Annotated in this window: 10 protein-coding genes; 5 read left to right on the top strand and 5 right to left on the bottom strand. The window is 50.1% G+C overall.

The window, feature by feature from the left end; genetic code table 11:
• Entirely contained in the window at positions 1-630 is a 630-nt protein-coding gene (locus RFN81_RS11355; protein WP_264495954.1) for a response regulator transcription factor, read from the bottom strand.
• A 346-nt stretch (positions 631-976) separates the two neighbouring features.
• Positions 977-1,693, bottom strand: a complete 717-nt coding sequence (locus RFN81_RS11350) for an aspartate/glutamate racemase family protein (protein WP_264495953.1) — start codon at positions 1,691-1,693, stop codon at positions 977-979.
• 201 nt (positions 1,694-1,894) lie between these two features.
• Between RFN81_RS11350 and hypT the strand changes: the two genes are divergently transcribed.
• The gene (gene hypT / locus RFN81_RS11345; protein ID WP_264495952.1) at positions 1,895-2,794 is read left to right on the top strand and encodes a hypochlorite stress DNA-binding transcriptional regulator HypT; all 900 of its coding nucleotides are present in this window, start codon (positions 1,895-1,897) and stop codon (positions 2,792-2,794) included.
• A gap of 74 nt (positions 2,795-2,868) precedes the next feature.
• Here hypT and RFN81_RS11340 read toward each other — a convergent pair whose 3' ends face one another.
• From RFN81_RS11340 to RFN81_RS11330, 3 genes are all read right to left on the bottom strand, one after another.
• A complete protein-coding gene (locus tag RFN81_RS11340; protein WP_264495951.1) occupies positions 2,869-4,173 on the bottom strand; it encodes a dicarboxylate/amino acid:cation symporter in 1,305 nt (434 codons plus the stop codon).
• A 517-nt stretch (positions 4,174-4,690) separates the two neighbouring features.
• Positions 4,691-6,841, bottom strand: coding sequence for a formate dehydrogenase subunit alpha (gene fdhF / locus RFN81_RS11335; RefSeq protein ID WP_264495950.1), 2,151 nt, complete (start codon positions 6,839-6,841; stop codon positions 4,691-4,693).
• A gap of 196 nt (positions 6,842-7,037) precedes the next feature.
• A complete protein-coding gene (locus RFN81_RS11330; protein ID WP_264495949.1) occupies positions 7,038-7,283 on the bottom strand; it encodes a hypothetical protein in 246 nt (81 codons plus the stop codon).
• 64 nt (positions 7,284-7,347) lie between these two features.
• On the opposite strand from RFN81_RS11330, the gene RFN81_RS11325 reads away from it, so the two are divergent.
• The 4 genes from RFN81_RS11325 (at position 7,348) to RFN81_RS11310 (ending at position 13,588) form a co-directional block, all read left to right on the top strand.
• Positions 7,348-9,027 (top strand): methyl-accepting chemotaxis protein, encoded by a 1,680-nt coding sequence (locus RFN81_RS11325; RefSeq protein WP_264495948.1) that lies wholly within the window; start codon positions 7,348-7,350, stop codon positions 9,025-9,027.
• Between the two features lie 461 nt (positions 9,028-9,488).
• The gene (locus RFN81_RS11320) at positions 9,489-11,387 is read left to right on the top strand and encodes an FTR1 family iron permease (protein ID WP_264495947.1); all 1,899 of its coding nucleotides are present in this window, start codon (positions 9,489-9,491) and stop codon (positions 11,385-11,387) included.
• A gap of 127 nt (positions 11,388-11,514) precedes the next feature.
• Positions 11,515-12,042 carry an iron transporter gene (locus RFN81_RS11315; protein WP_264495946.1) on the top strand — a complete coding sequence of 176 codons (528 nt, stop codon included), beginning with the start codon at positions 11,515-11,517 and terminating at the stop codon, positions 12,040-12,042.
• Positions 12,043-12,190: 148 nt separating this feature from the next.
• A complete protein-coding gene (locus RFN81_RS11310) occupies positions 12,191-13,588 on the top strand; it encodes a Fe-S-containing protein (protein WP_264495945.1) in 1,398 nt (465 codons plus the stop codon).
• The last annotated feature ends 1 nt before the right edge of the window (position 13,589 follow it).

Here is a 13,589-nt window from a genome sequence, read left to right as displayed (position 1 = left end):
CTATTTTCCGGTCAGCAATTGGTGTTGTAGTGCGAAATGGACCAGCTCTATTGTGGATTCACACTGTAATTTACCGAGAATATTGGCGCGGTGAACATGAACCGTTTTATGGCTAAGATCGAGTTGTTCAGCGATACCTTTGACACTGATCCCATTGATCAGCAAGCCGAATATTTCCCGCTCGCGTGGTGTCAGCGCCTGTAACGCTTTTGGCGGCGTCTGCCGATGGCGGATGGCATGCAGTGCATCGGCGCACAGATACAGACCGCCGCTACTGACCATGCGCACGGCTTGCACTAACTCTTCCGGGCCGCAGCGCTTCGTGAGGTAGCCGCCCGCCCCAGCATCTAACGCGCTTTGTACAAAGGCGGTCGTGTCATAGATGCTCAGAATGATCGCGCGGAAATCGGGGCGTTGTTGACGCAGACGGGATAAGAGTGAAAGGCCGCTTTCATCTGGCATGGCGATATCGATGACGGCAACGTCAATCGACTGTTTGCGTAAATGCGGCCACGCCTGCGCCGCTGAGGCATATTGCCCAACGACCTGAATGTCATCTTCTAGCGCCAGTAGCTGTGCAAAGCCAGATCGTACAACGATGTGATCGTCAATCAAAGCCACATTAATCATGGTTCGCCGTGTCAATGCTATGTCATTAATTTGTCATAATGAGCGGGAAGTAGACGATGGGCAACAGCTGACAAGTAAAATGGAATCGACTTAACAAAATATCCTTCAGCTCGCCAACGCTGCCTATTATGGAAATCGCTGGTCGGGCGTGACTCTCCCCGTTAACCAAAGATCGCTGGCTCAGGGACAAATACACATTAAACAGGGATGGCACCCATGTCGCCTGATTATCTCGCTGCCTTTGGCGGCGTATGCGGAGGCGACATTTTCGCGATCGTCAAACTTATCCGCGTCGTTTCATGGGCAGTTACCGATGACGGCGCAAGAATAAATAATTGGGTATCGATCAAGCCGCAATCTCATTTCTGGGGTGGCGATGAAAATACCATTCGACTGTTTTTTTAATTAATTCCTCTGTCGCATCAACGTAATATTGCGGCGAGAATCTGACTTCTTGCTCCAAAATTAAGGGGAGTTCGGTACATCCTAATATAATTTTCTCAACGCCGGATGCTAATAAGCTTTCTTTTATTGGTAATAATTTATTGTAGGCGCCGATTATGTCACCAGATTTATAGGCATAAATACTGTCCATTACCTGATGTTGGTCAGTGTCATTCGGCGTATAGCATTCTATATTAAGCCGGAGTAAATTATCCTGATAAATTCTCGCCTTGACTGTCGCCGTTGTGGCCAATAAAGCGACGCGTGTCGTATTGGCGTTCTTAATTGCCTGACAAGTGACGTCAATGATACTGAGCATCTCTACATGACATTGCTGTTTTAATTCATTAAACCAATAATGCGCGGTATTGCATGGGATAATAATGCACTCCGCTCCCGCATCTTCGAGAATTTTCATATATTGCAGCATTTTTTTTAGCGGCGACGCACTGTGTTGAAGTATACATTTCGTTCTGTCGGGGATATCCGGAATCGAAACGGCAATCATTGGAATGTGGTCTTGATCTCGATACGCGGGCGTGTTCTTAATCAATTTTTGCATCGCATCAACGGTGGCGCCCGGCCCCATGCCGCCAAGAATCCCCACGAGGTTGTTCATGCTGTAAGTCCTGTAGCTATATGAAATTTATAATAATAATCGCATATCATCAGATAATGTGAATTGCTAAATTCCCATCTGCTATGTATGATTTGCATAACTATTAGCATCTCTATGCTTTTATTGGTTTTAGTCGTGATGGGACCCTGGCAGGGGAAAGAGAAAATAGGGCACGGAAGGCTCGCGCGCGAGGGCAAGGCGATGCTAAATAATATCGAAACCAAATGGCTTTATGACTTTATCGTGCTGGAAGAGCATCGAAGTTTTACGCTGGCGGCTGAGAAGCGGAATATTTCTCAATCTTCATTTAGCCGACGAATTCAGGCGTTGGAAGCAGCGATAGGGTTTGACATCTTCGATCGTAGCGCGCTGCCGCTACAGCTAACCGAACAAGGGCGGGTTTTTCATGCCTATATTCGCAATACGCTGGACGATTTGGAATATCAGCTTAATAAATTGCACGGCGGGGACAGCTATAAAAATAAGATCACCATTGCGGCCGCTCACTCGCTGTCCGTGTTTATCATGCCGGAGTTGTTAAAAGCGGTGCCGGATCCACAGGAAAAAATATTCTATGTGGAATCGATCGATGTCGATGAGGCGGTATTGAACCTGAAGGAAGGGCGTAGCGACTTCATCTTCTCATTCTACAATGAGGATTTGCTGGGGGAACCCTTTATGCACGAGAAGATATTGGAATCCCGTCTTTATCCAGTCTGTGCCTGCGACAGCGCAGGAAAACCGCTATTTGATGTGAGCGCTTCGTCAGTGCCATTACTCAATTATACCGAGACGAGTTATATGGGGCGTCAGGTTAGCCGTTATTTATCCGGTGTCGCTGGCGATAAATTTACGGTTAATTTTGTCTCTTCAATGAGCGACTTGCTTAAACGCATGACGAAAAAGGGGTATGGCATAGCTTGGTTGCCGGACTATTCGATTCAGGAAGAATTAAAAAATAACGAGCTAACCATCCTCGATATGGAAAATGCGGTCATTCACATGGGGGTTTATCTTTATCGTCTTGATGCGCGTCTGAACGTTGCTTCCGAGAAGTTCTGGCGTTATATGAAAGGCCTGTCATCGACGTCCGGCCTGTAAACGTGGAGGTATGACTGACGACATGAAAAACGGCGGCCCGCAGGCCGCCAGAAGAAAGCATGATTAGCGCAAGCTTAGCTATTTTGCGTCGTTTGCAGCGTTTCCTGATAGGCCATCACTTCGTCAGTCGTTTCTTCCTCATCATCATGGACATCTTTTTCCAGGCTAGCGACAACGGCGGTAGAGATACTGTTGCCGATAACGTTAGTGGCGGTACGCCCCATATCCAGGAACTGGTCGATACCGATAATCAGCAGAATCCCGGCTTCCGGCAGGCTGAACATCGGCAGCGTGGCGGCAACCACGACAACAGAGGCACGCGCGACGCCCGCCATTCCCTTGCTGGTGATCATCAGCGTCAGCAGAATCAGAATTTGCTGAGTGATACTCAGATCGATGTTGTATGCCTGAGCGATAAACAGGATGGCAAAGGACTGGTACATCATGGAGCCATCAAGGTTAAACGAATACCCGAGCGGCAGTACAAAGCTGGTGACTTTTTTCGGCACGCCGAATTTCGTGAGTGCTTCCATGGTTTTTGGATAGGCTGATTCACTGCTCGCGGTGGCGAAGGCCAGCATCGTTGGTTCACGAATCAGTTTAGCCAGCGTTACGATGGCTTTCCCCAGGAACAAATATCCGACCAGGAACAAAACGCACCATAGTACGGCCAGGCCGAAATAGAATTCTCCGATCAGTTTCCCGAAATCGTACAGTAGACCCAGGCCTTGCGTGCTTATGGCGGAAGCGATGGCAGCAAAGACCGCGATGGGAGCCAACGCCATCACGTAGTCAGTCACTCGGAACATCACTTTGGTCAACTCTTCGATCATAGAAATGATCGCCGTTGCCTGTTTGTTTTTACCTTTGACGTAAGCAAGGGCAGAGCCGAAAAACAGTGAGAACACCAGAATTTGCAGGATCTCATTGTTTGCCATCGCCTCGACAATGCTCTTCGGGAAGATATGGCTGATGAAACTTTTGAGCGTGAACCCGTCAGTATTCAGACCTGTCGCGACATGTTGTGCGGGGATGTCGAGATTCATGCCTGCGCCGGGCTGGAAAAGATTCGCTAAGAACATGCCGATAAGCAGGGAGATCAGCGATGCGCTGACAAACCAGATCATGGCCTTCAAACCAATACGACCAACGGCCGAAGAATTACCCCCCATACTGGCCAAGCCGGAAACCAGTGTCGCGAAGACCAGTGGCGCGATAATCATCTTGATCAGACGTAGGAAGATATCGGTAACCATGTTGAAATAAGACGCAATGTCTTTTGCTCGCTCGCCATCAAGATATTGGTGGCACGCCCAGCCGATTAATATCCCCAAGACGATGGCCAAAACTATCTGTACAAGTAACTTCTGCCTTTGCATATAAACCTCATATTGATGAATTGATTCAGACAACACATATTATTGCCGTGTATGGCCTGGTGTTTTTCTAAACACACCAGAGATTCACCCGCATTTATTATTGGCGTGTTGTTTCTGCCCGCAGATATTACAACGATTCTCCTTTTTTACCTTTTTTTTCTACGAATTGTCGTGCAATTGTGATCTTTGTCATACCGCATTCAACGCATGAATATGCCCCAGGGTGCGGGCGAAATATTTTATTTATTCATGGTTAAACAATAAGTTGTTATATTTTTGCCAATAGGGATTAATGGCGAAAGACGTCGAGTTTGCTGCGCTTACCGCGCGTGAGAATAGTAATTAACCGCGAGATGAATGGAACAAAAAAGAATCAATAATAAGGCGTAATGGGGAAAGCAGATCGGTTTCCCCAGAGGGTTAAATTAGTTTTTTAATTATTATAATCCATTGTGTAGGCGTCATCTTGAGGCGTGCCTGAGCCTTTACACCAGAAGCGGGACTCAGGCAAAACGCGTTAGTTGACGTTTTCTGCGACGCTCCGTAACCGATCTTTCAGTTGATGATACGCTAACTGCACGTATTCTTCCGCCGCCTGCTGATCGTCAATGGCGTCGAGCCTAACGGCGCAATGTTTGTATTCCGGCGTTTTGGATACCGGATCGAGATGATCTAACGTCAACTCGTTGCACGCACCGATCCACCATTGGTAAGTCATGTAGACGGCGCCCTTATTAATGCGCTCGCTAACCGCGACGCGGGAAATTACCTTGCCGCGTCGCGAGGCGATCCAAGCCAGTTGCCCATCGCGAATACCTAAACGTTCGGCATCATAAGGGCTGACCTGCACGTAACCGGGCTCATCGGCAAGCGTTTGTAACGCGGCGCAGTTACCCGTCATGGAACGGCAGGAGTAGTGGCCGACCTCGCGCACGGTACACAGCGCTAAGGGATAATCTTCATCAACCAGTTCCATTGGCGGCCGCCATTCCGCGGTAGATAACAGGGCCTTTCCGCCAGGACGATCGAAGCGATTTCCCGCATATAGCCATGGTGTTCCTGGGCTGTCTTCGGTGGGACATGGCCACGGGACATAGCCCAACCCCGCCATTTTTTCATAGGTAGCGCCGTAGTACAGCGGACAGAGTTGGCGCAGTTCATCCCAGATTTCCTGTGTGTTGTTGTAGTGCATCGGGTAACCGAGAGCGGTCGCCATCAGGCTGATGATTTCCCAATCGGGCTTGACGTCGCCCTGCGGTTCCACGGCTTTATAAAAGCGCTGAAATCCCCGATCTGCGGCGGTATAGACGCCTTCATGCTCGCCCCAGGAGGTAGCCGGTAGAATAACATCGGCAATGGCCGCCGTTTTGGTCATAAAGATGTCCTGCACGATGAGCAACTCAAGTTCATTGAACGCCTCACGCAACATAGACAGATCCGGCTCGGTTTGCAGGGGATCTTCGCCCATCACATAATTGGCTTTAATCTTCCCTTCTTTAATTTTGTGCGGGAGATCGGTCAGCGAGTAGCCAATGTTGGCTGAGAGTGTCGGCACGCCCCAGGCATTGGCGAATTTTGCCAGTACCGCTTTGTCTGTCACTTTTTGATAACCGGGGAACATATTGGGCAGTGCGCCCATATCGCAGGCCCCTTGTACATTATTCTGCCCACGCACGGGGCCGACACCCACGTTGGGACGCCCTAAATTACCGGTCAGCAGCGCGAGGCCGGAAAGCCCCTTGACGACATCGACGCCTTGTCCCCATTGCGTTACGCCCATTCCCCATAGAATGGTGGCGCTCGGCGCTGCGGCATACATCCGCATCGCATCGCGAATCAGTTTGGGTGACAATCCGGTAATATCGGCGACATATTCCGGCGTGTATTTGGCAACAACCTGACTGAATTCTTCGAAACCTTCGGTATGGCGGGCGACATACGCTTTGTCGTAGAGGCCTTCGTTGATCAGAATATGCGCGAAAGCATTGACCAGCGCCATGTTGGAGCCATTTTTCAAAGGCAGCCACAGATCGGCGATGCGGGCGGTTTCAATACGGCGTGGATCGCAGACGATGATTTTTGCGCCGCGTGCTTTGGCTTTGAGGATTCGGCGCGCCACGATAGGGTGTGAATCTGCGGCGTTGTAGCCAAAAATCAGGATGCAGTCGGTTTTTTCAATTTCACAAATAGAATTGCTCATGGCGCCGTTGCCCAGCGTGACTTGTAGCCCGGCAACCGATGGGCCGTGGCAGAGCCGGGCGCAGCAATCGACATTATTGTTTCCCGTAACGGCACGGGCGAATTTCTGCATGACATAATTGGTTTCATTGCCTGGGCCGCGTGACGAACCGGTGTGCATGATGGATTCGGCGCCGTACTTCTCTTTTATCGCTTTTAGCCGCGAACTGGCGAAGCCGATGGCTTCATCCCAGGAGACGGCTTCAAAAGGCGCGCCTTTCTGACGGCGAATCAGCGGCTTGGTCAAACGCGGCGTAAGGATTTTCGTATCATTGAGGAAATCCCAACCATAGTAGCCTTTCAGGCACAGTTCACCTTCGTTGGTAACGCCGTTTGCACCTTCCGCGCCGACGACTTTGCCGTTTTCTACCAATAGGTTAATTTTGCAGCCTGACCCGCAATACGGGCAGACGGTAAGCACTTTCTGCATATTTATTCTCCAATATAGGGTCTCGGATCGCAGGCACTGCATATCTGTGACTGCGCGTTGATGCAGTTTTAACCTCTGATAATCGCTGATAACGGAAAAGCGTTTACTGATCGTCGTCATGTCCGGCACGTTGCGCACGGCGACCTTTTAGCGCGTTTGTTTACGGGTAAATAACATTACTGCATATCCATGCTCTTTATCCGTTAATGCCTATACTGTTTTTGTCGGTATTAACGCGTGATGTCGCAAGTCCGGCGATGTACGTGGCATTGATCGTCAGATTGAAATCATGGGAACGACTACCGCAAGGAAGACTACAGATACTATTCATTGATTTTTCTAATTTCCCCGTTAAGGGAATGTGAATCAGGGAATTCCAGAACGCCAGTGAGATCGCGTGGGGGTAGGGCGCGGTGTCATGGGCGGCACCGTCATCAGGCAAAAATAGATACCTTTCCGATAGTGTATGCGGGCAGGGAATATTCGTTAACGTCGCGGAGTGAAATATGGAATTTCTAAAAAACGTCAGCATAAAAATAATGGTGCTGGCTATCGTGGTATTTCTGTTAGTGGCATGGGGTATTGCATCAGGATTCAGTATTTACTCGCTACAGCAGGCTTCAAACCTGCTGGATAAAAGCGAAATGCAGCGAAACACCTATTCTCATCTGGTCTATGGAACCGATCAATATTTGCGAACGGTAACGCGAATGGAAAGCGCAATGGCGTATTTACAGCGAAATGAGCCGGAAAAAGCCAAACAGGCATTGGAATTGTCGCAAGTTACATTGAGTCATACCAGAGACTCGCTGGAAAAGTTTCAGGCGGCAGAACACGTTGGCGTTAACCCTGCGACGGTAGAGGCGATAAATAATTCATGGCGCGCCTTGATGACTACCGCGATCGAGCCGATGAATGCAGCATTGCAACGCCAAGACGATGAGGGATTTCATCAGCTCTATCTCGACGTGTACCCCTCACTTAGTCAGACACTGGATGAATCTGTTAAGCGTTACGCGGACGATATTTCCTCTTCGACATTGATTTCAGGCATTAATGAACTCAATGCTCAAAATCGCAATGCGCTGATTGCGGTAATGATTATTGGCCTCGTCGTGTTGGTTTTCACCGAATACTATTTGAAAAATTATCTGGTTATTCCCATTGCGGTACTGAAATCCCATTTGGCACAGCTTACGGCAGGCCGCCTGGGGTGTGAACTGGCAGAGTTTGGTAGAAACTGTGCCGGGCGACTCATCCCCGATATCAAGCGGTTACAAAAGAGTTTGCGCGATACGGTGACCCTCATCCGGCAAAGTACGACAGAAATTAACAAAGGAACATCGAGTATTAAAGAAGGAAACGACAATCTTTCCAGCCGTACCGAGCAGCAGGCGGCGGCATTGCAGCAGACCGCCGCCAGTATGGAAGAGATAAGCGCGACGGTACAACAAACCGCCGATCACGTACATCAGGTACGTCAGTTGGCGAAAGCGGCAGCGGACATGGCGCAAAAAGGGGGAAGTATCAGCACCAACGTCATGCAGACCATGGACGGAATCAGCGATAGTTCACGACATATTTCCGATATCACCTCTGTAATTAATAGTATTGCTTTCCAAACTAACATTTTGGCACTCAATGCTGCGGTTGAGGCGGCGCGAGCCGGAGAACAAGGCCGCGGGTTTGCCGTGGTAGCCAGTGAGGTTCGCACACTGGCCCAGCGTAGTGCGCAAGCGGCGAAGGAAATTGAAGCGCTGATTGCTGACTCTGTTGAGCGCGTGGCGACCGGAGCCGATCAGGTACGGCAATCCGGTGAGGCGATGACGGCGATTATCGATGCGATTTCGCATGTAAACGACCTGATTGGCGAAATTGCGGCGGCTACGGACGAGCAAACGCGCGGTATTAGGCAGATTGCCCAGGCAGTACAAGAAATGGATAGCGTCACACAACAGAATGCACAGTTGGTGATGCAATCGGCTGAAGCGGCGGCGCGGTTGGATGAACAGAGCGGCGAGTTGTCTGAAATGGTGAATGTGTTTGATTTGGAGTCTAACGACGATGCGACGACGGCATTCACCCCAACGGCGGTTACGCCCACAGTGAATCGTACTGTGGGGCAAAGAGTAACGCCGCTGCTGTCAGTACAGCCTCGGGCTCAGGAGGGGTGGGAAAAATTCTAACCAACGCGAGTGGCATGACCCGCGTCGAGAAAAATTATTGCAGGTAATGCCTGATGGGGTGGACAGGTTCTCGTGTAAAGACATGATCCTGTTCGCCTCTGCGAGTGACTTGCTCGGTCGGGATGAGGCTCTGTAAATCTGCCTGAGGTATTGTAAATAAACGCTGTTTTATCTTGAACGATAACCAATGGTCAATCGAAATATAAAATAAATGGCATAATTATTGCTTTGTTATTTCCAATGGCCCTATTCATATTATTGATTGTTTTATAAGTCTATTCTCTCTTTTTTGTTAGGGTTATGTGTGTGCAATTGCGATCCTTATAGCAAAAAGAAAGCATGACGTACTTTTTTACAGAATATTTTTTGTATAGCCTCCGTTTTCATGATGTAAATCAATAAAGAGGATGGATTCGACGTTATAGTGAGAATAAATATCATTTAAATTCTCTCATAAACTTATGTCCATCTGGCGAAAAACACTTTTATTGCTGTGTTGGTTGTTTAGTTGTTCTGTGGCGGTTGCGGCAACAGATTACGCATCGTTTATTCAGGATATCGAAAACCGGCTGGATAAAACGGCGCAGCTCTATCAAGAGCAAAAAACAAGCGACGCCCGTACCGAAGTCCAAATGGCCTATTTCGAGGTTTTTGAAAACCTCGAAGGCCCCATCCGCATTAACATTTCAGCGCAGAAAAGTTATCAGTTAGAAGCTACATTCGGTGAAATCCGCCGCATGATTGGCGCTGGAAAACCGCTAGCCGAAGTACAGGCAAAAATTTCATGGTTAAAACGCGAACTGGATGCCGTGCTTCCTGTTCTTGAGGGCGGGCATAAGCTGGTTGCCGAAGAGCAGCATGGCGCTTACGACAATGCGGACATCGCGCCATACTGGCAGCAAAGCTTCCGAATCATTGATGACCAATTGGCGCAGGCCGTAAGCGAGTATCAGGCTGGCGAATACCAAAAAGCCAGTCAGAGCGTACAGCAAGCCCATTATCAGGGTTTTAAAAACTCAGAAATGGAAATGTCGGTCAGGCAGAACCGATCCGCACAGCAGGCGGCGTCAATCAATCAACAATTCTCCGCGTTGATTGCGTTAACGGGTCAGCCCGATCATCTAACGGAAGTCGCTTACCAGGTCACCACGCTATTACAGGACATTGAAGATGTATTGCCGGGGTTACCGACAACGCGTGACAGCCAGCAATTAACGCCCGAAGGTAACGCCGGGGCCGATGATGTGCCTGACGCCAACTGGGCGAAAGTGGCTGACGATATTAATCAGGCCATTGCCGCCGCGATAGCACAATACCGAGAGGGTGAAAATAAACCCGCTATTCTGGCGGTGCAGGATGCCTATTTCGATCTGTTCGAAGCCACCGGAATGGAGAACAAAATCGGCTCTCGCGACGCGGCCTTCAAATCGACGCTGGAAGGGTATTTCACGCGGTTGGTGAGTCTGATGAGCGCTAAACAACCTGTCGAGCAGTTGCAAGGGCAGGCCGACGCGTTGCAGCAGGAATTGACCAAGGCGGTCACCATGTTAGGCGACGGTGGTGAAACGCACTGGAGCCTGTTGCTGTACAGCCTGATGATTATTGTGCGTGAGGGGCTGGAAGCGTTACTGATAGTGGCGGCCATCGTGGCCTATCTGGTGAAAAACAACCAGCAGGACAAACTGTCGCTGATTCGCCAGTCAGTGTATGTCGCGCTGCTGTGCAGCGTGATTACGGCCGTTATCTTCCAACTGGTGTTCACGAACTCTGGCGCCAGCCGTGAATTGTTGGAGGGTATTACGATGCTGATTGCTGTGGTAATGCTGTTCTTCATGAGCTATTGGCTTTTGTCGAAAGTTGAAGCTCGGCACTGGAAGGCTTATCTGGAAGGCAAATTGTCCCACTCGCTAAACAGCGGATCCATGATTGGTCTGTGGTTGACCAGTTTTCTGGCCGTGTATCGCGAGGGGGCGGAGACGGTGTTGTTCTATTACGCGCTGGTAGGGGATGCCAGCAATACGGCTGGGCACTTCTCTATTCTGGCTGGGTTTGTCATTGGTTGTGTGATCTTACTCATCGCCTATCTCCTGATGCGTTACACCATTGTTAAGTTGCCCCTTAAACCCTTCTTCATGTTTACCGGTTGCTTTATGTATTTGATGGCATTTGTCTTTGCGGGTAAAGGCGTGCTGGAGCTGATTGAAGGCAAACTGTTTGAACCGACGCTGGTCATCGGTGCGCCGGAAATCAGCGGATTGGGTATTTATCCTTATGTGGAAACGCTGGTGCCGCAAGGAATATTAGTGGTGGCGGCATTAATCGCGCTGTGGGTGATGCGGCGCAGGACTTCTGACGCCTGAGCACATAAGACACGCAACATTAATGAATACTGAAAGCAATAAAGGCAATAAAAGCAAACATAACCATAATGCCCTGGCGCTTAGCGAAATAAGCAGGGGAACGACAGAAATAATGAGGATGGGTTTGATGAATATGCAAAAAAGTCTGATTGCAGCAGCTGTTATCACCGGTATTTTCACCGCGCCGGCCGCGCTGGCGTTTAAAGAATACCCCGCAGGCGAGCCTGTTTCCATGAACGAATTGGAAATCGCCGCTGTATACCTGCAACCTATTGACATGGAACCCCGTGGCATGGGGCTGCCAGCCGCGAAAGCAGACATCCATCTGGAAGCTGACATTCACGCGACTGAAGGGAATAAGAATGGTTTTGGTGCTGGTGAGTGGATGCCGTACCTGACGATCGCTTATACCTTGACCAACACGGATACCGGGGCGAAACAGGAAGGCACTTTCATGCCGATGGTCGCCAGCGATGGCCCGCACTATGGCGCGAATATCAAAATGATGGGCGTGGGTAATTACAAAGTGACATACCACATCGATCCGCCGTCCAAAGCCGGTATGCACCGCCACACCGATGGTGAAACCGGTGTGAGCCGCTGGTGGAAACCGTTTGATGTCAGCTTTGATTTCAAATATGTCGGCTTAGAATAAGATCTTCTGTCCGCGATGTTCTGTCGCGGACGTTTTTACGCTTCCGCGACGGCGTTATCACGGCCCACGGGGCGGAGATTTGTGGCCACGTGACATCACCAGATATCACGCCAGTCGATATGCCTGCAACCAGAAAGATGCCAGATATATGAGTTATTTCTTTATCACGACCCTCCAATCTTTCCTTCCGATCGCGTTGTTGCTGGGGCTGAATTGGAGTCATCGCCCGACGCCAGAGATTAGGCCGCTGGCCTGGGTCACACTGCTGGCGCTGATTGTCGGTACGCTCATTGGCGTTCATTTTCCTCAGGGGCAAGCGTTTCTACTTGGGTTTACGGTACTACAGGCGATCGCCTTAATCGTGTTTCTGATCGGCCAGTGCTTTTCTCACCCGCGTATGGGGTATCTCTGGCAAGCGGTACTGGTCGCGGGCGCTGCGGTATTGTGGGGCAATAACCCCAATTTGAGCGCACTAACGACTATCCATGTGGTTAACACCGATCTGCTGCTTAATTTCAGCGCCGTCGTCGTGGCGTTTGGCTGGCTGGTATTTTGTTCTGCGCTATGTGGCATGATTGTACGCCGCATTCGTCCTTTGCGTTGGCCGTTGTTGATGCTGCTGGTCGTCCTTTTGCTGTTGCCAATAAGCGGCAGTCTTTTACTCCTATTAATGAAATTACAGGTACTGGGGCTAACTAAACCCCGTCTAAGTTATGTCGCGCACGTGACCAATAGCGCGTACTTATTAAACTACCTCAGTGCCTTCGTCATGCTCATTGTAGCCGCCAGTTTGGCTTGGCCACTGTGGCATGCTCGCCGCGACATGCAGGCCGCACACGAGGCGATTAAAAAACGTAAAGCGACGGCGGGTTATCGTAATGTGCGCCGCACTCTACTGGCGACGGTATCGGCGCTGCTGGTTGTCGTCTGCGCCCAACTCTATTGGGATAAAATCGCCTCGCAGCCGCCGCGCCTATCAGAAGCTCAGCCCGTGACGCTGGCCGCCGATGGCAACGTACACATCCCTATTGAGCAAGTGCGTGATGGCAAGTTGCACCGTTTCGTGTGGATTGCTGATGATGGCAAGGCGGTGCGCTTTTTTGTCATTAATCGTTATCCTGACCGCCTGCGTTTAGGCGTGGTGTTTGACGCCTGCCTGCTGTGCGGCGATCAGGGTTATGTGATGGAAGGGAATCAGGTGATCTGTGTCGCCTGCGGTGTACATATTTTCATTCCCTCTATCGGTAAGGCTGGTGGTTGTAACCCGGTGCCGATTGAGGGCTGGCGTAGCGATGAGAAAGAATTGGTGATCGGTCGCGCTTCGCTGGCAGCGGGCACTAACTACTTCTCGACTGTCGTGGCGCTGGAGGTTATCGACCCCGTTGATGGCTCGAAACTCACCAATCTGAGCGCCGAACACCACTATCGCTACGGCGGCAAAACGTACTTCTTTTCGTCGGAAGCCAACTATAACCGTTTCCGTGAAAGCCCCGCTGACTTTGTCACGGGCAAAGCGGCGGCGAGCGAAGCGGCAGAGGAGCACTAAT

Source organism: Pectobacterium cacticida, assembly GCF_036885195.1.
GTDB classification, from domain to species: domain Bacteria; phylum Pseudomonadota; class Gammaproteobacteria; order Enterobacterales; family Enterobacteriaceae; genus Pectobacterium; species Pectobacterium cacticida.
Note: the sequence above shows the minus strand (reverse complement) of the source record. Positions and strands in the feature narration are given on the sequence as shown.

Excerpts from the sequence above, each read along its gene's own strand:
- hypT (WP_264495952.1), top strand. The coding sequence starts at position 1,895 with ATGCTAAATAATATCGAAACCAAATGGCTTTATGACTTTATCGTGCTG.
- RFN81_RS11310 (WP_264495945.1), top strand. The coding sequence starts at position 12,191 with ATGAGTTATTTCTTTATCACGACCCTCCAATCTTTCCTTCCGATCGCG.
- RFN81_RS11320 (WP_264495947.1), top strand. The coding sequence starts at position 9,489 with ATGTCCATCTGGCGAAAAACACTTTTATTGCTGTGTTGGTTGTTTAGT.
- fdhF (WP_264495950.1), bottom strand. The coding sequence starts at position 6,841 with ATGCAGAAAGTGCTTACCGTCTGCCCGTATTGCGGGTCAGGCTGCAAA.
- RFN81_RS11350 (WP_264495953.1), bottom strand. The coding sequence starts at position 1,693 with ATGAACAACCTCGTGGGGATTCTTGGCGGCATGGGGCCGGGCGCCACC.
- RFN81_RS11325 (WP_264495948.1), top strand. The coding sequence starts at position 7,348 with ATGGAATTTCTAAAAAACGTCAGCATAAAAATAATGGTGCTGGCTATC.
- RFN81_RS11315 (WP_264495946.1), top strand. The coding sequence starts at position 11,515 with ATGAATATGCAAAAAAGTCTGATTGCAGCAGCTGTTATCACCGGTATT.
- RFN81_RS11355 (WP_264495954.1), bottom strand. The coding sequence starts at position 630 with ATGATTAATGTGGCTTTGATTGACGATCACATCGTTGTACGATCTGGC.
- RFN81_RS11340 (WP_264495951.1), bottom strand. The coding sequence starts at position 4,173 with ATGCAAAGGCAGAAGTTACTTGTACAGATAGTTTTGGCCATCGTCTTG.